The organism is Streptomyces sp. NPDC127068 (assembly GCF_042724695.1).
Classification (GTDB): Bacteria; Actinomycetota; Actinomycetes; order Streptomycetales; family Streptomycetaceae; genus Streptomyces.
On record NZ_JBHXEN010000044.1, the window covers coordinates 15,508 to 38,996 of the forward strand.

Here is a 23,489-nt window from a genome sequence, read left to right on the forward strand (position 1 = left end):
GACCGTCCCGTCCCGGAGGCGGCTGACCGCGCACCGCTCCTCCCCCGCCCCCGGGAACCCGCCGGGACCGCGCCGTTCCGTCCCCCCGGCGCGGTCCCGGCTCCCGGACCACCCGCACCCGCGCTCCTGCCACCCGCGCCGCGCGTCCGCCCACGACCGCCGGTCCGCACCGGAGCCTTCCCCGTTCACCGACCGTCCCCACGGTTCCGCACCCCGAGACGAGTTGGAGCGCCCATGCCCCAGCACGTGCCCGCCCCGCCGCGCACGGCCGCCCCGCGGTCCGGCCGGCGGCCGGCGGCGCCGCCCGCACCGCCCCGCCGCATCGTGTTCCTCACCCGCCGCGACCTCGGCAATCCGGCCGCCGGCGGGTCCGAGTTGCTCGTCGACCAGTTGGCCGAAGGGCTCACCCGACTCGGCCACCAGGTGACCCTGGTGTGCGGCGGGCCCGCCGCACACCGCGCCTACCGGGTCGTCTCGGCGGGCGGCGACCTCGGCCACTACCTGCGCGCCCGCCGGGCCGTGAGCCGTCGGGTCGGCGACTGCGACCTGCTGGTCGAGGTGTGCAACGGCATGCCGTACCTCGCCCCGCTCTGGCACCGGGGCCCGACCCTGTGCCTGGTCAACCACGTGCACACCGACCTGTGGGACATGCGCTTCGGCGGCGGTCCGCTGGCGCCCGCCGGGCGGCTCGGCCGCAGCTTGGAACACTGGGCGCTGCGCGAGGGCCAGCGCCGCAATCTGATGGTCGCCGTCTCCGACTCCACCGCGGACGCCCTGGTGGACATCGGGGTGGCCCCGGGCCGCATCCGGGTCGTGCACAACGGGGTCGAGCCGCCGGCACCCCAACTCCCGCGCTCCAGCACGCCGTTGTTCCTTGCCATGGGGCGACTCGTCGAGTACAAGCGGATCGATCTGCTGCTGAGGCTGTGGGAACGGGTCCGGCCGGTGACCGGCGGCCGGCTCCTGATCGTCGGGGACGGCCCCGAACGCGAGCGGCTGGCACGGCTCGCCGGACCCGGAGTCGAGTTCACCGGACACGTCAGCGAAGCGGAGAAGCACCGACTGCTCTGCGCCGCCTGGCTGTTGCTGCACCCCTCGGCCGTCGAGGGGTGGGGGCTGGTGGTCACCGAGGCCGCCATGCGCTCCACGCCGACCGTCGGCTTCGACGTGCCGGGGCTGCGGGACTCCGTCGAGGACGGGGTGACCGGCGTACTGGCCCGGGGCGAGAGCGCGTTGGCCGCGGCCTGGTGCGCACTGGCACTGAGCGAGCGGCGCCGCGGCGCGCTGGGCGCCGCGGCCCGTGACCGGGCCGCCGGCTACACCTGGGGGGCCACCGTACGGGCGTTCCGCGAGGTGGCGGTCGAGGCGGTGACCGGACGGGCCCCCGCCGACCCGGTGGCCCCGCCCGGGCGCGCGTCCGCACGCTCGTCCCGGGGCGTACCGCTGCAACGGACCGCCCGGGCGGGCGACGCCGAATCCCCGCTGTCCGGGCAGAGGTGAGTGCCGGTGCGCGCACCAGATGACGCAGGACCGCGCCGACCGCCGAAGGACCCCTCCGTGCGCCGGTCGGTCGCCCTCTTCCGCGCCTTCCTCCGCGAGCAGCAGGACCCCGAGGCGTGTTACACGCTGCTGGCCCGGGACGCCGCCGACCAGGTCGAGACGTACGGCGGACCGCTCGCCGGGCGGACCGTGGTCGACATCGGGGGCGGCGGCGGGTACTTCACCGCGGAGTTCCGGCGCCGCGGTGCCCGTGCCGCGCTGTTCGAGCCCGACCCGCGGGAACTGGGCGCGCACCCGCCGGCCGGCGCGGTCGTCGCCGACGGCTATCTGCTGCCCCTCGCGGACGGCGCCGCCGACGTGTGCTTCTCCTCCAACGTCCTCGAACACGTCGACGACCCCCAGACCTTCCTGTCCGAGCTGGTCCGGGTCACCCGCCCCGGCGGGCTGATCTACGTCTCGTTCACCAACTGGCTGTCCCCGTGGGGCGGTCACGAGTGGGCGCCCTGGCACTACCTGGGCGCCCACCGGGCCCGGGCGCGCCACGAACGGCGCACCGGCCGCCCGGCCAAGCACACGCTCGACGTGAACCTCTTCGCCGTCCACATCGGTCCGACGCTGCGCCAGGTGAGGGCGCGGACCGACGTCACCGTGGTGTCCGCCCGGTCCCGCTACTGGCCGTTCCTGGCCTCCGCGGTGACCCGGGTCCCGGGCCTGCGCGAATTCGCCACCTGGAACCTCCTCCTCATCCTCAGGCGGTGCCCATGACCACGACGGCCCCAGCGGCCCAGGCTCCCCCTCCGGTCGCCGACCGCGGGCCCGGAGCGACCGACGGCCCCTTCGAGGCGCCCCGCTCGCGCCGGTGGCTCGCGGGCTTCTGGGCGGCGGTGTTCGTCCTCTTCCTGGCCGCGGCACCGGGCCGGATGACCTTCGAGACGAAACTCGGCGTCGCGGTCGACCCCTGGCAGTTCATCGCGGACCTCGGCCAACTCTGGAACGACCGGGGCGGCTTCGGCACCCTCGCCGACCAGTACATCGGCTACGCGTTCCCGATGCTCCCCTACTACGGCCTCGCCGACCTGGTGCAGCTGCCGGTGTGGATCGCGGAACGCCTGTGGCTGTCGATCGTGGTGACGGCGGCGTTCTGGGGTGCGCTGCGGCTCGCCGAACGCCTGCGCGTCGGCAACCGCGCGACGCGACTGCTCGGCGCCGCGGTCTACGCGCTGTGGCCGACCTACACCATCGTGGTGGGCTCCACCTCGGCCGCCGCGCTGCCCGGCGCCCTGCTGCCCTGGGTGCTGCTGCCGCTGCTCGACGAGCGCTACGCCGCCCGGGTCGCCGCACTGCGCTCCGCACTGCTCGTGGTGTGCATGGGCGGGGTCAACGCGGCCTCCACCCTGGCCTCGCTGCTGCCGGTCGCGCTGTACCTGCTGACCCGGCCGCGCGGGCCCCGGCAGCGGGCGCTGCTCCTGTGGTGGGTGCCCGGGGTGCTCCTCGCGACCCTGTGGTGGGTGGTGCCGCTGCTGCTGCTCGGCGTCTACGGCGAGGACTTCCTGCCGTACGTGGAGACCGCCGCGGTCACCACCGACACGATGGCCGCGACGGAGACGCTGCGCGGTGCGGGCAACTGGGTCGCGTACCTGAACTTCGGCGAACCGTGGCTGCCGGGCGGCTGGAGCGTCGCCGCCTCGGTGCCGGTGGTCCTCGCCTCGGCGGTGGCCGCCGCGCTGGGGCTGGCCGGCCTGGCCCGGCGCGACCTGCCGGAGCGCCGCTGGCTGACGCTGACCGTGCTGACGGTCGCGCTGCTGACCCTCGCCGGGTACGGCGGCAAGGCGGGCGCCCCGTTCGCCGGCGGGGTGCAGGACCTGTTGGACGGGGCGCTGGCCCCGTTCCGCAACGTCTACAAGTTCCAGACCGGTCTGGCGCTCGCCCTGGTCATCGGGCTGATCCACCTGGTGGCCATCGCGGTGCGCGAGGACGGCGCCCGGCCGGTCCGGGGCCGCCGCTGGGCGCCCGCGCTCGCCGCGGTCGTCATCGTGCCGGGGCTGGCCCTGCCGTACGCGAACGGGTCGGTGCTCCAGCCCGGTTCGTTCGAGAAGCTGCCCACGTACTGGGAGACCACGGCGAAGTGGCTGAAGGAGAACTCCCCCGACAGCCGGGCGCTGGTGGTGCCCGCCACCGCGCACGGCGTCTACACCTGGGGCTCGCCCATCGACCAGCCGCTGGACGTGCTCGCCGAGTCCCGGTGGGCGCAGCGCGACTACGTGCCGTTCGGCACGGCGGGCAACCGGCGGGCGATGGACGCCGTGGAACAGGCGCTGCTCACCGGCGGCGAGGTGCCCGGGCTCGGTGACTTCCTCAGCCGGGCGGGCCTGCACTACGTGGTGGTCCGCAACGACCTCGACCCGGACCAACTGGGCTACGTGCCCACGCCGATGGTCAAGCGCACCCTGGAGCAGTCCGGCTTCGAACGGGTCACCGGCTTCGGTCCGGTGATGACCGGCGGCCGGATCGCCGACGACACCCCGCTGGACGTGGAGGGGCTGTTCCCGCGGCAGCGCGCCGTGGAGGTCTACCAGCCGGCGGTCCACGTCCGGCGCCCCGGGCAGGCCGCGATCTATCCGGCGGCGGACACCGCGGTCGTCTCGGGCGGCCCGGAGACGCTGTTGCCGCTGTCCGGCGAACCGTCGCTGCGCAACCGTCCCACGGTGCTGACCGGCGACCGGCACCCCGGGGTCGAGGAGCCCGCGTTCCAGGTGCTCGGGGACGGGATGCGGCGCGCCGACACCCGGTTCGGCCTGGTGAACACCAACACCTCGTACACGTACACGGAGCGGGAGCGCAATCACGCGGGGAGCGTGCAGGACCCCGGGGACGCGCCGCACCAGATCCTGCCGAAGCGGGGCACCGAGCACCAGACGGTCGCCGAACTGCGGGGCGCCCGGGAGGTGACGGCGTCCTCCAGCGGCAACTGGCTGTTCCACCTGCCGCAGTACGACCCCGTGCACGCCTTCGACGGGAACCCGGACACGGCGTGGACCGTGGGCACCCCCGGGGACGCGTCCGGCGAGTGGATACGGATCGCCTTCGACGCGCCCAAGGAGATGCCGTCCTCGTTGACGGTGACCCCGCTGCCGCAGAACGGGACGCGGGCCGCACCGATCCGGGTGCGGGTGGAGACCGAGCGGGGCAGCGAGACCAGCGCGCTCGACCCGAACGGTCGCCCGCAGGACGTCGCGTCCCCGCACGGGGAGACCGACTGGCTGCGCATCACCGTCCTGGAGTCCGAGGCCGGCCGGCCCGGGCTGACCGGCGCCGGGTTCGCGGAGATCGAGGTCCCCGACGTGCGGGTGACGCGGATGCTGCGGCTGCCCACCGACGCGCAGGACACCCCGGCGGCGGCCGAGAAGGTGGTGCTGCACCGGCTGACCGACCCGGCCGGACTCTCCCCCGCCGGCACGGAGTCGGGACTGCACCGGACCTTCAGCACCTCCGGGAGCGGCGAGCACGGCGTGACGATGCGCGCGGTGCCGGTGCCCGGCGCGGCCCTGGACCGGCTGCGCTACCGGGCCGGCAGCGGCAGCAACCCCGACCGGGTCGTCGCCACCGCCGACTCCACGGCCAAGCTGGGCGCCCAGGTGTCCCCGCGCAACCTCACCGACGGGGACGTCACCACCGCCTGGGTCGCCGGGGACGAGCCGGTGGTCCGGCTGCGCTGGGGCCGGAAGCAGTCGGTGGACCGGCTGGTCCTGACCGCGGCGGGCGGGCTGTCCGCCCGTCCCACCCAGGTCCAGATCAGCTCGCCGGACGGTGCGACCGTCGCGAACGTCGACGACAACGGCTGGGTCCGCTTCGATCCGATCACCACGGACCGGATGGACATCACCATCACCCGGACCGCGGACGTCACCCTGCACAACCCGGTCGCAGGCGCCGACCTGCAACTCCCGGCGGGGCTCGCGGAGGTCACCCTCCCGACGCTGGGCGGCACCCCGTACCGCACCACGCGGCTGCCCGGGGACACCACGTTCACCCTGAAGTGCGGTGCGGGCCCGGCGGTCGCGATCGACGGGATCATGCACGCGACCCGGGTCACCGGCACCGTGCGCGACCTGGAGGAGCGGCGGCCCGTCAAGGTGACGCTGTGCCAGCGGGGCAAGGCCGACCCGAAGCTGACCCTCGGCGCGGGCACCCACACCGTGGAGGCGGGCGACGAGGGGCCGCTCGCCCTCACCTCGGTGACGCTGACCCGCGGCGAGGTCAGGCCCACCACCACCTCGCGGGACCTGACGGTCGACGACTGGCTCGGCGACCGCCGCAAGGTGACCGTCGGCTCCGGCGCCGTCTCGTACCTGACGACGTACGAGAACATCAACGAAGGCTGGCAGGCCACCCTCAACGGCAAGGAGCTGAACCCGGTCCGGCTCGACGGCTGGCAGCAGGGCTTCGAGGTCCCGGCGGGCGAGGGCGGCGAGGTCACCCTGACCTACGAGCCCGCGCGGACCTACGAGATCGGACTGGTCCTCAGCGGTGCGGCCCTGCTGGCGCTGATCGGGCTGGTGCTGTGGCGGCGCAAGGAGGCCGATCCGCACGGCCCGTCGGGTGCCCCCGGCGAACCGGGCCTGCTGCTGGGCACGGTGGCGCTGACCCTGGTGGCCGCCGTGGTCGCCGGGTGGCTCGCCCTGCTCGTCCCGCTGCTCGCGGTGGTGGCCCTGCGCCGCCACGCGCTGCTGGTGCCGATCGCGTTCCTGTCGATGACGGCCGCGGGGCTGGTGGCCGCCACCGGCGCCGGTGCACCCCCGGTCGCCGGGGAGGGCGCGTACGGGCACCTCGCGCAGGTGCTGGCGCTGATCGCCCTGTTCGCCGCGCTGGTGACGACCGGCCGGCCCGGCAGCCGCGGGCTCCGGCGCCGTCACCGGGCGGTGCCCGGCACCCCGGCGGAGGCCACCGGACCGTCCACGGCTCCCCCGGCGCCGGCCACCGGGGCGGGAACCACCGACCCGCCCGCCGCTCCCCCTTCTCCGGCCGCCGGGGCGCCGGGCAACGGCACCGGAGGTGACGGCACATGACCGCCGGGGCCGGCCCGGCGGACCCGGCCCGGGTGCCCTTCTCCCACGTGGACGAGGTGTCCCGGCACTGCCTGCGGGACGCCGAGCCCGAGACCGTCCACATCGAGGTGCACCTGCCGGGTCGACCCGACCCGCAGCGGCTGCGGCGGGCGTTCGGGGACGCACTGCGGTGCCACCCCCGGGCCCTGGTCCGGGAGGCGCCCGGCCCCTGGTACCGACGGCACTACACCTGGCAGTTGACGGACGGGCCCGACGTCGACGTGGTGACCTTCCCGGAGCCGGAGCCCGATGCGCTGGCCCGGGCCCGCGCCCGCGCTCTGGCGGCGGCTCCCCCGCTGACGGCGTCGCCGCCGCTGCGGGTGGAGGCCGTCGCCGACCCGGACCGGCCCGGCGGCACGGTGCTGTTCCTGACCGTCCACCACACCGCCCTGGACGGCCCGGCGGCCCTGCGCGTCCTCGCGACCGCCGCGGAACGGTACGGCGGCGTGCCCGTCGCCGTACCGCCGGCGCCCCCGACCCGGCCCGCCGCCGGGTCGGGGGCCGCCGTGCCGGGTCCGCCGCCGTGGGCGCGGCCGGCCCGGGTGGCGCCCGGCACCCCGACGCGTCCCGTCGGGCCGGGCGCCGGCAACGGGCTGCTGGTGCTGGACCTCCCGGTGCCGCACCGTCCGAGCGGCGCCCCGTACACGGTCAACGACCAGCTGTTGGCGGCGACCGCGCTGACCGTCGCGCAGTGGAACCGGCTCCGGGGGCGTGCGCCGCGCCCGGTCCGGATCACCGTGCCGGTGGACGACCGCCCGCGCGGACCCGAGATGCCCATCGGGAACGGCACCCGACTGGTCGAGGTGCCGTTCACCGTCGCCGATCTGCACCCCGGCGACGGCGCCGACGGCCGGTCCCCCGCGGCGACGGCCGGGCTGCTGCTGCGCACCGCGGAGCGCACCCGGGCGCTGAAGGCGGCGCACCGCCCCCCGTTGGGTCGGGGCGCCGCCCTGCTCACCGCGCCGGTCCTGCCGGTGACCTGGCGGGCCGCCCTCGCCCGGGGCGCCCAACGGGCCCTGGCCCCCTGGACCTCCACCACCCTGCTGAGCAACATCGGTCGGGTGCCGTATCCGCTGGACTTCGGGGACGCGGGCCGCTCCGAGGCCCTGTGGATCTCCGCCCCGGCCCGGCTGCCGCGCGGTCTGACGGTCACCACCGCCTCCACGGCCGGCCGGCTCCACGTCAGTCTGCGCTGGTCGACGGCGCTGCTCGGCGAGGCGGACGGCGCACGACTGCGCGAGCTGTTCGAACGGCAGCTGTGCGCGACCCGGTTCCCGGCCGCGCAGGGGAACACCGCGGGAGGCCCCCGATGACACCAGCGCGCGGGCTGCGGGACTTCTACGAGGACCCGTCCGTGCCCGTGGCCTCCGGGGACGCCCGCAGCGTGCGGCAGGCCCGGATGCTGGCCGCCGCCCTCGGCCCGGCCGCCGACCGGCCGGCCGTGGTGCTGGACGTGGGCTGCGGCGACGGCAGCGCCGCCCGGGCCGCCGGCCCCCTGCTGACCGGGCACCGGGTCATCGGCGTCGACTGGTCGCAGGACGCGTTGCGCCGCGCCCGGCACCACCTGACGGACGTGGTGCGCGGCGAACTCACCGACGGCGGGCTTCCGTTGCGGTCGGGCTGCGCCGACGCCGTGCTGTTCAGCGAGGTCATCGAGCACCTGGTCGACCCGGACGCGGCCCTGGACGAACTGCGGCGGGTGCTGCGACCCGGCGGACACCTGATGCTGTCCACCCCGAACCTGGCCGCCTGGTACAACCGGGGGCTGCTGCTGGCCGGGGTGCAACCGGTGTTCTCCGAGGTCAGCCTGCGCGGCATCCACGGCCGGCCGGGCCGGGAGGTCGTCGGACACCTCCGGCTGTACACGGCCCGTGCGCTGCGGGAGTTCGTCGCGGCGTCCGGCTTCGAGGTCGTCCGGCTCGCCGGCGCGCCCTTCCACGGGGTGCCGCGCCCGCTGCGCCCCCTCGACCGGCTGGCCTGCGCCGCCCCTTCCCTCTCCTCGATCCTGCTGCTGCACGCGCGGCGGGCGTAGCCGTGGGAGGGCCGACGGGGTGGGGAGTGGCCGCGGCGCTGCTGGCGAACGTGCTCTACAGCACCGGGTTCGTCCTGGAGAAGCGGGCGCTGGCCCGGATGCCCGAGGTGAGCGTCCGTCGGCCCGCCCGGCTGCTGGGCCAGGTGGCGCGCAGCCCGCTGTGGCTCGGCGGCTCGCTGGCGTTGGCCGCCGGGTTCGGGGCGCAACTCGTGGTCTACCGGACGCTGCCGATCGCCGCCGCGCAGGGCGTCTTCGTCTCCGGTCTGGTGCTGCTCCTGCTGCTGTCCTCGCGGCTGCTCGGCGAGAAGACCTCCGGTCGGGAGCGGTACGCGATCGGGGCGGTGCTGGTGGCGCTGCTGCTGGTGGTCCTGTCCCTGCCGCACGGCGCCGACCCCGACGGTGCGGTGGGCGACGGGGCACCGACCGCGACGGTGCTCTGGGTGTGCCTCCCGACGCTCGCCGCCGGCCTCGCCCTGTACGCGGGCGCCGAACGACGGACGCGCCGCGGCCACCAACCGCCCTCGACGGGCATCGGGTACGGGGTGGCCGTCGGCCTGTTGTACGGGGTCAGCTCGCTCGCCATCAAGGGGCTGTCGGGCCAGCTGCCGCAGCTGTCAGACCGCCCGGGCGCCACGCTCGCCGAGGTGTTCGGCTCCCCGTACCCGTATCTGCTGCTGTGCACGGGGGTGTGCGGGCTGCTGATGTCGCAGGCCGCGTTGCAGCGCTGCCGGGCCTCGCTGCTCGTGCCCGTGTGCACCACGGTGACCTGTGTGTACACGGCCGTACTGGGCACCCTCGCGTTCGGCGAGGCGCTGCCCGAGGACCCGGTCCGGCTGGTGCTGCGGATCGCCGGGACCCTGCTCGCCGTTTCGGTGCTGCTGGCCCTGCCGAAGCACGACCCCCCGCCCGCGCCCCCGGCTCGCCCCGGGACCGGGACCGGAACCGAAGCCATCCACCCCTCCGGCGCCGCCGGCCACGAAGGAGCTGACCGACCATGAACCCCGACGACCCGCTGCTCGACCTCCTGGTCTGCCCGCTGGACAAGGGGCCGCTGCACCTGGTGCCCGCGTCCCGGGGCGAGGCGCCGACCGGGTGCGGGCTGTACAACCCGCGGCTGCGGCTGCTGTACCCGGTGCTCGACGGGGTGCCCCAGCTGTTGCCCTCCTCTGGGGCGGCGGTGCCGCCGGCCGCGCACGAACGGCTGGTGGCCGCCGTGGACCCCGGCTGAGCGGGCGCGCGCCCCGCCGCGGGGGACGGGACCGGTGGCGGTGCGGCACGATGGGGAACGTGCCCCGTCCCACACCGCCGCCCGCCGCGCCGCTGGGTCCGCTGGACTTCCAGCTCGTCCTGCTGCGCAGACTCGCCGACCACCAGCCGGACCTGGTGGCGGACGCCCGACGCGAGCTGGGTGCGTCGGCCGGGGACCTGCGGGAGGCCAACCGTCGCTGGCAGGCGCTGCTCCGCTCGCCCCGTGCGCGCGGGGCGGTCAGCCGCTACCGGTCGGTGCTCGGCGCGCCCGAGGCCCGGGTGCCCCGGCGGGTCGGGGAGCTGACCTGCGAGGCGCTGCTGTGGCCCGTACCGCTCTGGCCGGACCTGCGGTTCGAGGTGCTCACCGGGCCGGGCGGTGCCGTCTGGAACGAGTGGCTGGTCCGCGCGCCCGGGGCGGCGGCGCCCGCGCTGCACACCGTGGACGACCTGGTGCCCTGGTCCTGCACGGTGGACGAGGTGGCCCGGGCCTTCGCCCCGGCCCGCCCCCTCCAGGGCTCCGCGCCCACCCGCTGGGGCCTCGCCTTCACCGCGCCGGACGCCACGGGGAACCGGCGCCCGCACACGGCGGAGTTCACCTGGGGGCTACTGGACCGGGTCGGCCCCGGCGGCCCGGGAGCACCCTGACGGGCGGTGCGCTGGACCCTCCCACTGCGGGAGGGTCCACCATGACGGCGTGCGCAACCACCACCTCACCATCGGGCGCTTCGCCCGCCTGTGCAGACTGAGCGTCAAACAGCTGCGGCACTACGACGAGACGGGGCTGTTGGCCCCGGTCCGGGTGGACGCCGCCACCGGCTACCGCTACTACGCCCCCGAGCAGGCGCGGGACGCCCTGACCATCGCCCTGCTGCGGGAGATGGACCTGCCGCTCGCCGTGATCGGCGAGGCGCTGTCCGGCGACGCCGTCGCCCGGGGCCGGGTCCTGCGGGCCGAACGGGACCGGCTGGCCGAGCGGATCGACCGCGACCGGGCACGGTGGGAGCTGCTGGGACGCCTGGCCGACGACGGGCTGCCCGGCTACGAGGTGCGGCTGGTCCAGGAGCCCACGCGGCGGCTGCTCGTGGCCCGCGCGGTCGGTGCGCCGGCCGAGGTGGGGACGCTGGCCGGGGCGTGCGTGGGCCGGGTCCTCACCGCGCTCGGTGCGGCGGGGGTCCGGTGGGAGCCACCGCTGTGGGGGCTGTACCCGCTCGACCTGGCGGAGCGGACCCGGATCGCCGTGGGGGCACTGACCGCGGAATCCGTGGACGTCGCCGGTCTCGAAGCCGTGGTCCTGCCGGGCGGGCCCGCGGCCCAGACCGTGCACATCGGGCCCTACGACCACCTCTCCCTGGCGTACCACGCCCTGTTCGCGACCGTCCACGAACGGGGGCTGCGCCCGAGGCCCCCGGTGCGCGAGGTGTACCTCGTCGGACCGGGAGAGGCGCCCCGGGAGGAACTGATGACCCGGCTGATCGTCCCCGTCGAGCCCGTTGCCCCCGTGGACCCCGCCCCCGTCGAACGACAAGAACCACACGACGCCGACCAGCACGCACGGCACGACCAGTACTCACGGCACGGGAAGAACGGCGAGGAGCGCACGACATGACCACGGTGGAGAACATCGACGCCCGCGGGACGCAGCACTGCGAGACGACGGCACTCGGCGTGCTGTTGCGGCACGCGGGACTCGATCTGTCCGAGCCCATGCTCTTCGGGCTCGGCGCGGGGCTGTCCTTCGTCTACTGGGACGGCAAGGCCCTGCCGTTCCCGTTCCTGGGGGGCCGGGTCAAACCGTTCGAGCTCACCAGGAACCTGGCCGCCCGACTGGGCCTGGACCTGGTGGTCGAGGAGACCACCTCCACGCACAAGGCGTGGCGGAACGTCACCGAACAGCTGGACGCGGGACGGCCCGTCGGGCTCCAGCTCGACAGCTACCACCTCGACTACTTCCGGCACCGGGTGCGCTTCGGCGGCCATGTGGTGGCCGTGTACGGCTACGACGAGCACCGCGCCCTGCTGGTGGACACCGACCAGCAGGGCGGGGCCGTGTCCACCCCGCTGACCGGCCTGGCCCTGGCGCGCGCCGCACGCGGGCCGATGACCGCCAGGAACCGGTCCTTCACCCTGACCGTGCCGGACGGCGCACCCGCGCCGGACGGTCGGATCGTCCCCGCGGTCCGGGCCTGCGCCGAGGCCTTCCTGAACCCGCCCATCGCCAACCTGGGCCACCGGGGCATCGAGAAGGCCGCCCTCCGGGTGCCGAAGTGGTGGACGCGCACCGACGATCCGCGGCGGGACCTGACGCAGGCCGCCCGGCTGATGGAGCAGGCCGGCACGGGCGGCGCCCTCTTCCGCAACCTGTACCGCGACTTCCTCACCGAGTGCGCGCAGTCCGTCGACAGCGCCCGGCTGCGCACCGGCCACGCCCTCTACGCCGAGGCCGCGGCCGGGTGGACGGAGGTGGCCGAACTGATCGCCGCGGCGGGCGAGTCGGGCGACGAGACCCGGCTCGCGCGGGCCGGGGCGGTCCTGCACGACCTCGCCCGGGTGGAGCGGGAGGCCATGGGGGCGTTGAGCCGGCTCTAGCCCCGTACTGCGCGGGGGCCGGGTCGGGTGGAGTTGCCGCCCGGCCGTTCCGGGTCGGACGATGCCCTGGTGAACCACTTCTCACAGTTCAGCACCGGTCCTGATCACGGCCACCAGCACCTCCCGGAGCCCGGGCCGGCCGAGCCGGGTCAGTGGCCGAAGCTGGAGGCCGCGCTCGCCGTGGTCAATCGCGACCTGACGGCGACCCTGCCGGATCAGGAGCCCCTGATCCTGATGGTCGCCCCGCCCTGGCCGTCCCTGCCCCCGGGCGGGATCGACCGGGGGCAGGTCTACGTGGCCATGCCCGACGGCCGTTGGCACGGCAATGCGGTGAACGCGGGTGACCTGGAGGAGGGCGACCCGCCGGAGCCGGAGGACGCGAGGACGATCCTGACCGCGGTCGCGGATGCGGCCCAGTCGACCCTCATGGAGTTGCGGTGGCAGGTCTGGCCGATCTGCTCGGAACACAGGATCGGCATGCACCCCCGTCCCGCAGGGACCACGGACGACTGGCACCAGGGCGAAACGGACGCGGAGGGCGGCCCGCCGGTGTGGTGGTGCCGTGGCGGCCGGGGCACCGGCTGCCACGACGTCTCCCCGGTGGGCGAGCTGGCCGCCACCCTGCCGGGACGGGAACGTCGCGCACTGCGGCGCAGCGAGCGCAGACGAGGCGGCCGTCGGTAGCCGCGGGGCGCTCAGGCCGCCGGGCCGGCCGCCGCCAGGAGCACCGCGGCCAGTTCGGCGAACGACTCGGGGCGGTGCACCAGGAAGAGCAAGGGCTCGATGAGTTCGAGTTCCATCAGCCGGGGCGCCCCGTCCTCCCCGTCGACCACGTCCACCCGGGCGTACAGCAGCTCGTCCGCGAACGGCACCGCCGCCAGTGCCGCTTCGGCGAGGGCGCGTTCCTCCCGGGTGGCCCGCCAGCCGCGTACCTCGGGGTGCGGATCGCGCGCCGCGTCGTGGGCGGTGCCCTCGGTCAGTACGGCGCCCTTGCGGATGGCGTGCAGGAACCGTCCGCCGGCGAACACCAGCGCCCGTTCCCCCGTGGTCTCGATGCCCCGCAGATACGGCTGCACCATCGCGGTGAGCCCTTCCGCGTGCAGCAGGGCCAGGTGTTCCCGGGCCCGTTCCGCGTCGGCGGGGGTGCCCTCGTAGCGGGCCGCGAGCCGGGCGCCGGAGCCCTGGGACGGCTTGATGACGTAGGGCGTGCCGTCGGCCGGCGGTTCCCCGTCCGTGCCGGGCGGCAGATAGCGGGTCGGCACCGTGGGGACACCCGCCCGCGCGAGGTCGCCGAGGTACCGCTTGTCGCTGTTCCAGCGCACGACCGGCTCCGGATTGGCGAGTCGGGTGAGGCGGGCGCAGCGTGCCGCCCAGTCCAGGAACTCCGGTACCCGTAGGGCGTAGTCCCAGGTGGAGCGGATCGTCACGAGGTCGAAGGCGGCCCAGTCGACATCCGGGTCGTCCCAGGCCGCTGCGCTGGCCTCCGCTCCGGCGGCCGTCAGCGCGGACAGCAGGCCCGGCAGCTCGGGGTCGGCGGGAAGCCCGGGCCGGGGGCGGCAGGTGACCAGGGCGATCCGGCGGGCACGGGGCACGCGGCGACTCCTCGGGGCGGAACGGACACGGGAGCGCAGGCTAACCCGGTGCACACCCCACGCACCACGGGATTGACCTTCCCCCTCGGGCAGCCCCCAGGATCTCAGCAGCACCGAGGGAACGCACCGGAACGAGGGAGCACGCCCATGGACCGTCCCGGCGGGGACAGCGCCGCACCCGATGCGGCGGCACACGAACCCTCCCTGACGATCGGCGAGTTCGCACGTCGGACCCGACTGTCGGCCAAGGCGCTGCGGCTCTACGACGGGTTGGGGCTGCTGCGCCCCGCGCGGGTGGCACCCGGCTCCCGGTACCGGATGTACGCGCCGGCGCAGGTGGAACGGGCGCGACTGGTGGCGTGGCTGCGCCGGTTGGGCATGCCGCTGGCCCGCATCCGGGAGGTCGTACCGCTCGACCCACCCGAAGTGGCGCGGGCGGTACGGGAGTTCTGGGCCGATGTGGAGGCGGATACCGCGGCCCGTCGCGATCTGGCGGCGTTCCTGGTGGACCAGTTGACACGGACCGAGGAGGAGACCATGAGCGCGAGCACCCTGGAACTGCGGTACGCGGCCGTCACCGATCGGGGCCTGGTGCGCCCGGCGAATCAGGACGCGGCCCACGCGGGCGCCCGGGGACGTCCTCAACGCCCTGGCGGACGGCTACGGGCCGGGCGGGGCGCCGGCGAGCGCCGCCGCGGTCGGGGCGCTGCGGCACCTCGACGCCCGGGCCCTGGCGCCCGGGGACGTCCTCAACGCCCTGGCGGACGCGGTGGCGGAGGCGACCCGCGCGGTGCGGGCGGTGGCGGGCTCCACCGACGGGCCGGGGGCCACCGGCACCACCCTCACCTCGCTGCTGTGGACGGGTTCGCGGCTCGCCCTCGTCCACATCGGCGACAGCCGCGCCCACGTCCTGCGCGACGGCGAGCTGTTCCTGGTCACCGAGGACCACACGGCCGTGGCGGAGCTGGTCGAACAGGGCCGGATCACCCCGGCGGAGGCGGAGAGCCATCCCCAGCGGTCGCTGCTGCTACGGGCGCTGCCCGGGGCGCCGGACGCCCCTGCGGTGCCGGACCTGCGCACGCACGACACCCGCCCCGGGGACCGCTACCTGGTCTGCTCGGACGGTCTGACCGCACTGCTCGCACCGGAGCGGGTCCGGGAACTGTTGGCGGCGGCGGCCGACCCGCAGCAGGCGGTGCACGCCCTGGTGGCCGCGGCGCACGAGGCGGGGGCGCCCGACAACATCGGGTGCGCCGTGGCCGATGTGGTGGTCGGGGCCGCACACCCGGGCTGAGGGGGCAAGCTGGGGGCGGGAGTCACCACCCGCGGGGCACCCGCCCCGGCCATCCGGACGAGGAGTACGACTGTGACCGATCTGTTCCCGCCCCTGGCGGACCCGGGCCGTGCGGCGCGGCCCGCGCTGGCCTTCGGCGAGCACCGTCTGACGTACGGGGAACTCGCCGGTGCGGCGCGGCGCCTCGGGGAGCGGATCGCCGGGGCCGAGCGGGTGGCGGTCTGGGCGACACCCACCGCTCAGACCGCGGTCGGGGTGGTGGGCGCGCTGCTCGCCGGGGTTCCCGCGGTGCCGTTGAACCCCCGTTCCGGGGAGAGCGAACTGGCGCACATCGTCGCGGACAGCGCCCCGCGTCGGGTGCTGGTGGCCCCGGGCACCGAACTCCCCGGGGCGCTGCGGGGCGTCGAACGGGTGGAAGTGGACGTCGAGCCACGGGGGGAGTCTCCGGCACCGGCGCAGCCCGCCGCGGGCGGTCACCCGGACCCGGAGGCGCCGGCGCTGGTCGTCTACACCTCGGGGACGACGGGCGCGCCGAAGGGTGCGGTGGTTCCGCGGCGGGCGCTCGCCACGACGCTGGACGCGTTGGCCGAGGCATGGGCGTGGACGGAGGACGACGTCCTGGTGCACGGGCTGCCGCTGTTCCACGTGCACGGGCTGGTGCTGGGCGTGCTGGGGCCGCTGCGGCTCGGCGGGGAGCTGCGGCACCTGGGGCGGTTCACCCCCGAGGGGGTGGCCCGGGAGCTGGGCGCCGGGGCGAACGTGCTGTTCGGGGTGCCGACGATGTACCACCGGCTGGCCGAGGCGCTGCCGGACGATCCGGAGTTGGTCCGGGCGCTGGCCGGGGCGCGGCTGCTGGTGTCGGGGTCGGCGGCGCTGCCGGTGCGGGACCACGAGCGGATCGCGGCGGCCACCGGGCGCCGGGTGGTGGAGCGGTACGGGATGACCGAGACGCTGATGAACACCGCGGTACGGGTGGACGGCGAGCCGCGGGCCGGGACGGTGGGGCCGCCGCTCGGGGGCGTCGAGCTGCGGCTCGTGGACGAGTCGGGCGCGCCGCTGGAGGAGCACGGCCCGGAGTGCGTCGGAGAGATCCAGGTGCGCGGGGCGAACCTGTTCAGCGGGTACCTGAACCGGCCGGACGCGACGGCCGCCGCGTTCGCCGACGGAGGGTGGTTCCGTACGGGGGACATGGCGGTGCTGGAGCCCGACGGCTACGTGCGGATCGTGGGCCGCAAGGCGACCGACCTGATCAAGAGCGGCGGCTACAAGATCGGGGCCGGGGAGATCGAGAACGCGTTGCTGGAGCACCCGGGGGTGCGGGAGGTCGCGGTGACGGGTGAGCCGGACGCGGACCTCGGGGAGCGGATCGTCGCCTGGGTGGTGGCCGCCGATCCCCAAGCACCGCCGGCGGCAGCCGAGTTGGCGGACCACGTGGCCGCGCTCCTCGCCCCGCACAAGCGTCCGCGCACGGTGCGGTTCCTGGCGGTGCTGCCGCGCAACGACCTGGGGAAGGTCATGAAGCGCGCCCTGCCGCAGGGTGGCTGAGCGGCCCTCGTCCGCACGCTTGCGCAGGTGTTCCCGCGAACAGGCGGTCGGCGCCCAGGAGATGGCCGTGGGCGTCGGCGCTCCGGCGACGGGAACGCGGCGCCGCCCCTCCCGGTCCCACCGGGCGGCGGCGCCGTGCGTTCGTCCGGTTACGCTGACAGCGGCACGCACGTCAGGAAGAATGCGGGCCACAGCACCGGAACAGCACGGACAGGGCGACGCGCGCACCACGGGGGATGTGTGGACGAGCTGGTGGAGTTCAGGACCGATGACGGCACGACGGTGGTGGTCTCGGCGCCGCGGGAGGCGGCCGGTTCCCGCCCGGTGTCACGGGGCAACAGCGGCCCCACGCAGGCGGCCCGCACCTTCGAGGCTTCACTGGACGGGGCCCGGGCGGCGGCCGAGTCGGCACTACGGGTGTTCCGGGACGGCACGCTGCGACCGGACTCCGTGGAGATCGAGTTCGGGGTGCGGCTCACCGCCGAGACCGGTGCCGTGATCGTGAAGGGCGCCGCGGAAGGTCATCTGCTGGTGCGGCTGACCTGGTCGCCCGAACGCCGTCCGGCAGGCACCGCGGACGCCACCGGTGCCGTGCCGGAGCCGACGCCCGCGGCATGACGGTGAACGCACCGCGCCCGCACCGCCCTTCGCCCACCGAAGACCTCCCTCGGAAGGGTCCGGCGGGCACCGGTGCCGCCTGGCACGCCCGGGTGGACTGCGGCCGGGAGGTCGGCGCCGGCTTCCTGATCTCCGCCCGCGAGGTGCTGACCTGCGCCCATGTCGTACGGGACGGTCAGCACTCCCCGGTGGAGGTAACGTTCCCGCACGCCACCGGTCTCGGCCCGGTCACCGCACGGATCGTGGCGGACGGCGGATGGGCCGGCGGCGATCTGGACCCGGGCGATCTGGCGGTCCTGGAACTGGAAAACGAAGTACCCCTGACACCGGTGGAGTTCGCCGCGCCGGACGAGGGGTACGGGGAGCCGCCGCCACGACTGCTCCTGCACGGCTTCCCCGACCGGTACGACGAGGGCACCGTCGCCGAGTACCGCATCACCGCAGCCGGTCGACTACGCGACGAATGGGTGCAGTTGGAGGCGTGGACGGGCCACGGCCAGCCGGTCGCACCCGGATTCAGCGGGGCGGCCGTCGTCCTCGCCGCAACGGGCCGGGCGGTCGGCATGGTGACCTCGGCGACCGGGGAGCGCGGCGCCCGGATGCTGCCCGCCGCGGTGCTCGCCCGCTACGCGCCGCGACTCGCCGAGTTGGTGCCCACGCCCGGCTTCGGACCGGCAGCCAAGGCGACCCTGCGGACGCTGCTGGCGGACGTGGTCCGCACCGGCGCGCAGTGCGTACCGGACCAGCTCTACGCCGAGGCGGTCGATCCGGTGACGGGGCCGCCGCTGCCGCCCGGCGGGTTCCGTTCCCTGTGGGACGTGCTGTGGTACCTGCTGTTCGAGGTGGCGGACTCGGCAGCCCCCGGCCGCTTCGCCCGACGCCTCGCCGACCTCGTGAACGAACCGGACCTGCGGTACGCGCTGCGCCGATGGGCCGGTGCGGCACCACAGGACGCCGTCACCGCCGCGCCTTCGATGGTCGACTGGTCGCCGATCGTGGTGGAACTCGAACGCAGCGGCGCCGGCGGCGGGCAGTACCTCGCCGAGGTGTCGGCCTACCGGGACGGGCACCGGCGACTGGTGGGCTCCCGGACCCTCGCCAAGCGCGAACTGTCCCGCTACGTCGCCGAGCGCGTCGACGCGGCGTTCCGCGAACTCCCGCACGGCGCACCGGTGTTGATCGCGTTCGTACTGCCTCGCCGGTCCCTCAACGAACCCGTCGCCCAGTGGCCGCGCGGCGCGGACGACCCGAGTCCGCTGGGCTGCCTGTACCCCCTGGTCGTGATGGACCGGGACCGGCGCCGACAGGGCTCCCTCCAACACGCGTTGCGCCGCAAGTGGCACCAGCTCGACGGACGGGCCGGCACCGAACTGGTACGGGTGGAGTGCGGCAGCACCGAGGACCAGGGCCGGCTCACCGTCCGACTGTTCGACGACGGGCACGTCATGGCGTTCACCGCACCGCCCAAGTCCCCCCGGATGCGCCAGCTGTTCACGGCCGGGTTGAACGGTTCGGTGCCGGTGATGCTGTGGCCGCGCACCGGATGCGACGGCCGGCACGGCGCCGACGAGCCGTGCACGGGCGGTGCGTTCCTCGACGAGCTGCGGACGTACCTGGCCGGGCTCCCGCCGGGCGAGATCCCGTTGCGGGTGCGCGCCCTGCGCCGGGACGTCTACCTCTCCGACGACCTGGCCGGGCACTGGGCGCGGGACCTGACCCTGCTGTGGGAGGACCCGCGCTGCTTCCCCGAGCCCACCGGCCACGCCGCCTCCCCCGTCCGCTGACCCGCACCCACCCTTCCCTACCCGCCGAGGAGCCCGGTTCATGTCCCAGTGGCCCGTCTACACCGGTGCGTCAGCGCCGCACGACCACGTCGACGCGCTGCCCGACCCACCGCCGTGGCGCGCCTTCGACGGCGGGCCCCCGCTGGAGCCGCCGGCCGAGACCGACGGCGACGGCGGGGCCGTCTCCCCGGACCGGGTCCACCGGGCCCGCACCTACCAGGCCACCGAGGAGAGCGTGGACCTCGTCAACGCCGCGCTGTACCTGCGGCGGCCGTTGTTGGTCACCGGACCGCCCGGCAGCGGCAAGTCCTCGCTCGCCTACGCCGTCGCCCGGGAGTTGCGGCTCGGACCGGTGCTGCGCTGGAACATCACCAGTCGGTCCACCCTCCAGGACGGCCTCTACCAGTACGACCCGCTGGCCCGGCTGTACGCGGTCCGGGCGGCGGCGGTGCGCGCGACGCACACGACGGACCCGGAAGCCGACGGGGTGGAGGACCATCTGCGGCTGGGTCCGCTCGGCACCGCCCTGCTCCCCTACCGACGTCCCCGGGCGCTGCTCATCGACGAGATCGACAAGAGCGACCTCGACCTGCCCAACGACCTGCTCAACGTGTTGGAGGAGGGCCAGTACCGGATTCCGGAGCTGGTCCGGGCGGCCCGGCACACCCCGCGCGCCGAGGTGATGGTCGACGGCGGCCGGGACCGGGTGACCGTGCAGGACGGCACGGTCCGCTGCCGGTCGTTCCCGTTCGTGGTGCTGACCAGCAACGGCGAGCGGGAGTTCCCGCCCGCCTTCCTCCGCCGCTGCGTCTCGCTGCGGCTGCGCCGACCGGACGGTGACCGGCTCGAACGGATCGTCAGCGCGCACCTCGGCGCCCCCGACGACTACGCCCGCGGTCTCATCAGCACCTTCCTGGACCGGTCGGACGCCGGTGCACTCGCCACGGACCACCTGCTGAACGCCATCTACCTGACCGGTGCCGCGGGGCTGACGGGTCCCTCGCGCGATGCGCTCGCCGCGCGGCTGATGCCGTACCTGGAGGGCGGCCCGGAGGCCGGGGACGGTGATGGGTTCTGACCGCGCCGGGCCCGCCGGGGCTGCCGCCGGCGGCCCGGTGGCCCGGCTCGCCGCCGTCCTCACCGCGGCCGGGAGCGGCACCGCGCCCACCGCCACCGAGCTGGCCGAACTGCTGTGGCTCGCCCACCACGCCCGTGCGCAGGGCACTCCGCCCGAGCCGGCCCCCGTGACGCCCGCCCGCCCCCGTACGCCCCTGCACCTACCGGAACCGGACCGACCCCCCGCGCCCGCGGACGACCCGCCGGAGCCCGCCGACCGGACCCCGGACCCGGCGCCCCCGCTGCCGGACCCGCGGCCCGCCCCCGTCTCCCCGGTCACCCGGACGCCCCTGCGGGCCGCCGCCCCGCCGATGCTGCCCCGCCCGCTGGCGCTCCAGCGGGCCCTGAGACCGCTGGGCCGACGGGTGGACGCGCCACGGGGCCACGCCCTGGACGAGGGCGCGACCGCGGATCTGACCGCGCAGCTGGCCCCGCTCACCGACACCCCGTGGTGGTGGCTGCCGGTGCTGCGTCCGACCCGGGAACGCTGGCTGAGGCTGCACCTGGTGCACGACGCCGGCCCCACGATGCCCGTGTGGCGGCCCCTGGTCCGGGAACTGCGCACCGCGCTGGCCCGCTCGGGGGTGTTCCGGACGGTGGAGGCGTACCGGTTGGGCGCCGACGGCCGGGTCGGCGGACCGGGCGGCGCGCCGGTACCGCTCCCCGCGGACGGCCGCACCGTGACGCTGCTGGTCAGCGACTGCACGGGCCCCCCGTGGTGGGCCGGCGCGGCGGGCACCCGCTGGTACGGCACCTTGTGGCGCTGGACCCGGCGGATGCCCGTCGCGGTGCTCCAACCGCTGCCGGAACGGCTGTGGCGGTCCACCGCGCTGTCCCCGGCGGCGGGCCTGCTGTCGGCGCCGGCGCCCGCCGCACCGAACGCCGCACTCGCGTTCACCCCCTACGACGAACCCGCCGACGCTCCGGACCCGACGGCACCGCCGACGACCCTGTTACCGGTCCTGGAGGCCGCTCCCCGCTGGCTGGCCCACTGGTCGACCCTGATCGCCGACCCGGGCGGCGGCCGGGTGCCCGGCGCCGCGGCCCGGGTGACGTACCGCGCCCGGCCGGACGCCCCCGGCGGACCCGCCCGGGACGACACGGCCGCGCTGCCGCCGGACGAACTGGTCGCCCGGTTCCGCGCCACGGCGTCGCCGGAGGCGTTCCGGCTCGCCGGCCACCTCACCCTGGGCACCCCGCGGCTGCCGGTGATGCGGCTGGTGCACGCCGCGCTGGAACGCGATCCGCGCCCCCAGCACCTCGCCGAGGTCATCCTGAGCGGCATGCTCACCGGGGGCGGGCCGCCCGAGGAGTACGCGTTCCGGCCCGGGGTGCGGGAGGTCCTGCTGCGGTCGCTGCCCCGCTCCTCCCGGGTGCGGACCCGGGCCCTGCTGGCGCGGGTGGGCGCCCTGATCGACGAGCGGGCCGGGGCCACGACGGGGGCGTTCGGCGCGGAGGCCCTGGTGTCCGGCGGAGCCGGTGCGGAGCCCGGGGCCGCCCCCCGCGAGGACCCCATCGCCACGGTGGCCCCGGAGACCCTGCGGTACGCGAGCCGGCCGCCCGCCGAAGCCGAGCCGTCACCCGGCCTGTTCCGCGGGGGCGAGGTCCTCGACGACCGCTACCGGCTGACCCGTCCCCTCCAGCCGGGCGCCTCGGTGTGGCTGGCGCGCGACCAGCAGGACGAGTGGGAGGTGGTGGTCCAGCCCTGTGTGGTGCCCCGGGACCACGCGGTCACGAACTTCACCCGCGCCGCCCGTACGCTCCGGGAGCTCCAGCACCCGTGCATCGTCCGGGTCCTCGACTCCGGCGTCCACGGCAGCACGGGGTACCTCGTGATGGAGCATCTGGACGGCATCCCGCTGGGTGCGCTGGCCGCACCCAGCGGGTTCCTGCTGCCGTCCAGGCTGACCACCTCGGTGGCCCGGGGGCTCGCCGACGCCCTGGCCGCGCTGGGCGAACACGGCCTCACCCACGGGACGATCGGGATGCACAGCGTCATGGTGATGCCGAACGGCACGCCCAAGCTGACGTCGTTCGCGCTGGGCACCGGACCGGGCACCGATCGGCGGGGCGACGACCTGCGCCGGTTCGCGGCCCTGCTCGCCCTCCTGATGTCGCCCGACGGCGGCTCGGAGCCCCGGGCCGACTTCCTCACCCGGCTGCCGACCGAGGTGCGGACCACCATGGCCGGTGCCATCGCGGCCCTGCGCGAGGGGCAGGGTGCCGAGAGCCACGCAGTGCTCACGTGGTTGAGCGACCTCGAACCCCGCCGACTCACCCCGCTCTCGGAGCGATCGGTGCGCTACACGCTGCTGGGGAGCCCGGAGGTGCGGCGGGCGAGCACCGCTCCCTGGTTCGACCCCACCGAGTCCCCCGGGCACCCCCTCGACCTCACCGAACCCGAACACTGGGCGATGCTGTGCATGCTGCTGCTCCGGCACGGCTGCCGGATCAGCCACGACGAACTCGCCGCGGGGCTGTGGCGGGCCGGGCAACAGCCCCCGAACCCTCGGGGCGTCCTCGCCGGACACGCCACCGCCCTCCGCCAGCTGCTCGGCCCCGGCCGGCTCGCCGCGCTACCCGACGGGTACGCCCTGCACACCAGCACGGACTGGGCGGACGTGCACGAGTTCGAACGGCTTGCGCAGGAGGCCGAGCGGCTGTGGGACGGCGGCGACGCCGACCGGGCCAACCGGGTGGTCCGCACCGCATTGGCCCTGTGGAACGGGACCCCGCTGGCGGGAGTGCAGGGGCCGGCAGCCGACCTGGCCCGGGCCCGACTGACGAGCCTGTGGCTGCGGCTCCTGAGGATCCGCGCCGAATCCGACATGCTCCAGGGCCGGGCCGCGGTCGCGGCGGACGACCTCGCCCGGGAGCTGACGGCGTACCCGCAGCACCAGTACGTCCTCCTCCGGCTACGGCTGAGCGCCCTGAACCTCGCGGGCCGGGCCGACGAGGCACGCGAGGCGTACCAGGCCCTGCTCGACGCCGAGCGCCGCTGGGGCCGGGACGACGACCCGCAGGAGCGGCCACCGCATTAACAGCAACCGCGCCGCCAGCCCGCACCCG

Annotated in this window: 17 protein-coding genes and 1 pseudogene; 17 read left to right on the forward strand and 1 reads right to left on the reverse strand. The window is 75.8% G+C overall.

The genetic code is table 11. The features are described 5' to 3' along the window. The first annotated feature begins 234 nt into the window (after nucleotides 1-234). From ACFWIA_RS25225 to ACFWIA_RS25275, 11 genes are all read left to right on the forward strand, one after another. Nucleotides 235-1,500 (forward strand): glycosyltransferase family 4 protein, encoded by a 1,266-nt coding sequence (locus ACFWIA_RS25225; protein ID WP_387008793.1) that lies wholly within the window; start codon nucleotides 235-237, stop codon nucleotides 1,498-1,500. Next, nucleotides 1,501-2,265 carry a class I SAM-dependent methyltransferase gene (locus ACFWIA_RS25230; protein ID WP_387008794.1) on the forward strand — a complete coding sequence of 255 codons (765 nt, stop codon included), beginning with the start codon at nucleotides 1,501-1,503 and terminating at the stop codon, nucleotides 2,263-2,265. Further along, nucleotides 2,262-6,566, forward strand: coding sequence for an alpha-(1->3)-arabinofuranosyltransferase family protein (locus ACFWIA_RS25235; protein ID WP_387008796.1), 4,305 nt, complete (start codon nucleotides 2,262-2,264; stop codon nucleotides 6,564-6,566). Before ACFWIA_RS25230 ends, ACFWIA_RS25235 begins: the two co-directional genes overlap by 4 nt. Beyond that, nucleotides 6,563-7,918, forward strand: coding sequence for a condensation protein (locus tag ACFWIA_RS25240; protein ID WP_387008797.1), 1,356 nt, complete (start codon nucleotides 6,563-6,565; stop codon nucleotides 7,916-7,918). The genes ACFWIA_RS25235 and ACFWIA_RS25240 overlap by 4 nt, the downstream gene beginning before the upstream one ends. Further along, a complete protein-coding gene (locus tag ACFWIA_RS25245; protein ID WP_387008799.1) occupies nucleotides 7,915-8,637 on the forward strand; it encodes a class I SAM-dependent methyltransferase in 723 nt (240 codons plus the stop codon). Before ACFWIA_RS25240 ends, ACFWIA_RS25245 begins: the two co-directional genes overlap by 4 nt. A gap of 26 nt (nucleotides 8,638-8,663) precedes the next feature. Next, nucleotides 8,664-9,635, forward strand: a complete 972-nt coding sequence (locus tag ACFWIA_RS25250; RefSeq protein ID WP_387008801.1) for a hypothetical protein — start codon at nucleotides 8,664-8,666, stop codon at nucleotides 9,633-9,635. Beyond that, nucleotides 9,632-9,865 (forward strand): Trm112 family protein, encoded by a 234-nt coding sequence (locus ACFWIA_RS25255; RefSeq protein ID WP_387008803.1) that lies wholly within the window; start codon nucleotides 9,632-9,634, stop codon nucleotides 9,863-9,865. Before ACFWIA_RS25250 ends, ACFWIA_RS25255 begins: the two co-directional genes overlap by 4 nt. A gap of 50 nt (nucleotides 9,866-9,915) precedes the next feature. Next, nucleotides 9,916-10,530: a hypothetical protein gene (locus ACFWIA_RS25260; protein ID WP_387008804.1), complete on the forward strand. Its 615-nt coding sequence runs from the start codon at nucleotides 9,916-9,918 to the stop codon at nucleotides 10,528-10,530. Between the two features lie 49 nt (nucleotides 10,531-10,579). After that, entirely contained in the window at nucleotides 10,580-11,491 is a 912-nt protein-coding gene (locus tag ACFWIA_RS25265) for a MerR family transcriptional regulator (RefSeq protein ID WP_387008806.1), read from the forward strand. Beyond that, nucleotides 11,488-12,471 (forward strand): BtrH N-terminal domain-containing protein, encoded by a 984-nt coding sequence (locus ACFWIA_RS25270; protein WP_387008808.1) that lies wholly within the window; start codon nucleotides 11,488-11,490, stop codon nucleotides 12,469-12,471. Before ACFWIA_RS25265 ends, ACFWIA_RS25270 begins: the two co-directional genes overlap by 4 nt. A gap of 69 nt (nucleotides 12,472-12,540) precedes the next feature. After that, nucleotides 12,541-13,155, forward strand: coding sequence for a hypothetical protein (locus ACFWIA_RS25275; protein ID WP_387008810.1), 615 nt, complete (start codon nucleotides 12,541-12,543; stop codon nucleotides 13,153-13,155). Between the two features lie 11 nt (nucleotides 13,156-13,166). On the opposite strand, the gene ACFWIA_RS25280 is transcribed toward ACFWIA_RS25275, so the two are convergent. Then, nucleotides 13,167-14,063 carry a RimK family alpha-L-glutamate ligase gene (locus ACFWIA_RS25280; protein WP_387008812.1) on the reverse strand — a complete coding sequence of 299 codons (897 nt, stop codon included), beginning with the start codon at nucleotides 14,061-14,063 and terminating at the stop codon, nucleotides 13,167-13,169. Between the two features lie 147 nt (nucleotides 14,064-14,210). Between ACFWIA_RS25280 and ACFWIA_RS25285 the strand changes: the two are divergent. From ACFWIA_RS25285 to ACFWIA_RS25310, 6 genes and pseudogenes are all read left to right on the forward strand, one after another. Continuing rightward, nucleotides 14,211-15,357, forward strand: a pseudogene (locus ACFWIA_RS25285) (MerR family transcriptional regulator). A 72-nt stretch (nucleotides 15,358-15,429) separates the two neighbouring features. Continuing rightward, the gene (locus ACFWIA_RS25290; protein ID WP_387008814.1) at nucleotides 15,430-16,902 is read left to right on the forward strand and encodes an acyl-CoA synthetase; all 1,473 of its coding nucleotides are present in this window, start codon (nucleotides 15,430-15,432) and stop codon (nucleotides 16,900-16,902) included. 240 nt (nucleotides 16,903-17,142) lie between these two features. Beyond that, a complete protein-coding gene (locus tag ACFWIA_RS25295; protein ID WP_387008816.1) occupies nucleotides 17,143-17,520 on the forward strand; it encodes a CU044_2847 family protein in 378 nt (125 codons plus the stop codon). Continuing rightward, the gene (locus tag ACFWIA_RS25300; RefSeq protein WP_387008817.1) at nucleotides 17,517-19,304 is read left to right on the forward strand and encodes a trypsin-like peptidase domain-containing protein; all 1,788 of its coding nucleotides are present in this window, start codon (nucleotides 17,517-17,519) and stop codon (nucleotides 19,302-19,304) included. Before ACFWIA_RS25295 ends, ACFWIA_RS25300 begins: the two co-directional genes overlap by 4 nt. Before the next feature lie 40 nt (nucleotides 19,305-19,344). After that, nucleotides 19,345-20,382 carry an AAA family ATPase gene (locus ACFWIA_RS25305; RefSeq protein WP_387008819.1) on the forward strand — a complete coding sequence of 346 codons (1,038 nt, stop codon included), beginning with the start codon at nucleotides 19,345-19,347 and terminating at the stop codon, nucleotides 20,380-20,382. Further along, on the forward strand, nucleotides 20,372-23,461 hold the full coding sequence (locus ACFWIA_RS25310) for an SAV_2336 N-terminal domain-related protein (protein WP_387008821.1): 3,090 nt from the start codon (nucleotides 20,372-20,374) through the stop codon (nucleotides 23,459-23,461). The genes ACFWIA_RS25305 and ACFWIA_RS25310 overlap by 11 nt, the downstream gene beginning before the upstream one ends. Nucleotides 23,462-23,489: the final 28 nt, after the last annotated feature.

Excerpts from the sequence above, each read along its gene's own strand:
- ACFWIA_RS25270 (WP_387008808.1), top strand. The coding sequence starts at position 11,488 with ATGACCACGGTGGAGAACATCGACGCCCGCGGGACGCAGCACTGCGAG.
- ACFWIA_RS25240 (WP_387008797.1), top strand. The coding sequence starts at position 6,563 with ATGACCGCCGGGGCCGGCCCGGCGGACCCGGCCCGGGTGCCCTTCTCC.
- ACFWIA_RS25225 (WP_387008793.1), top strand. The coding sequence starts at position 235 with ATGCCCCAGCACGTGCCCGCCCCGCCGCGCACGGCCGCCCCGCGGTCC.
- ACFWIA_RS25310 (WP_387008821.1), top strand. The coding sequence starts at position 20,372 with ATGGGTTCTGACCGCGCCGGGCCCGCCGGGGCTGCCGCCGGCGGCCCG.
- ACFWIA_RS25255 (WP_387008803.1), top strand. The coding sequence starts at position 9,632 with ATGAACCCCGACGACCCGCTGCTCGACCTCCTGGTCTGCCCGCTGGAC.
- ACFWIA_RS25235 (WP_387008796.1), top strand. The coding sequence starts at position 2,262 with ATGACCACGACGGCCCCAGCGGCCCAGGCTCCCCCTCCGGTCGCCGAC.
- ACFWIA_RS25305 (WP_387008819.1), top strand. The coding sequence starts at position 19,345 with ATGTCCCAGTGGCCCGTCTACACCGGTGCGTCAGCGCCGCACGACCAC.
- ACFWIA_RS25300 (WP_387008817.1), top strand. The coding sequence starts at position 17,517 with ATGACGGTGAACGCACCGCGCCCGCACCGCCCTTCGCCCACCGAAGAC.
- ACFWIA_RS25245 (WP_387008799.1), top strand. The coding sequence starts at position 7,915 with ATGACACCAGCGCGCGGGCTGCGGGACTTCTACGAGGACCCGTCCGTG.
- ACFWIA_RS25260 (WP_387008804.1), top strand. The coding sequence starts at position 9,916 with ATGGGGAACGTGCCCCGTCCCACACCGCCGCCCGCCGCGCCGCTGGGT.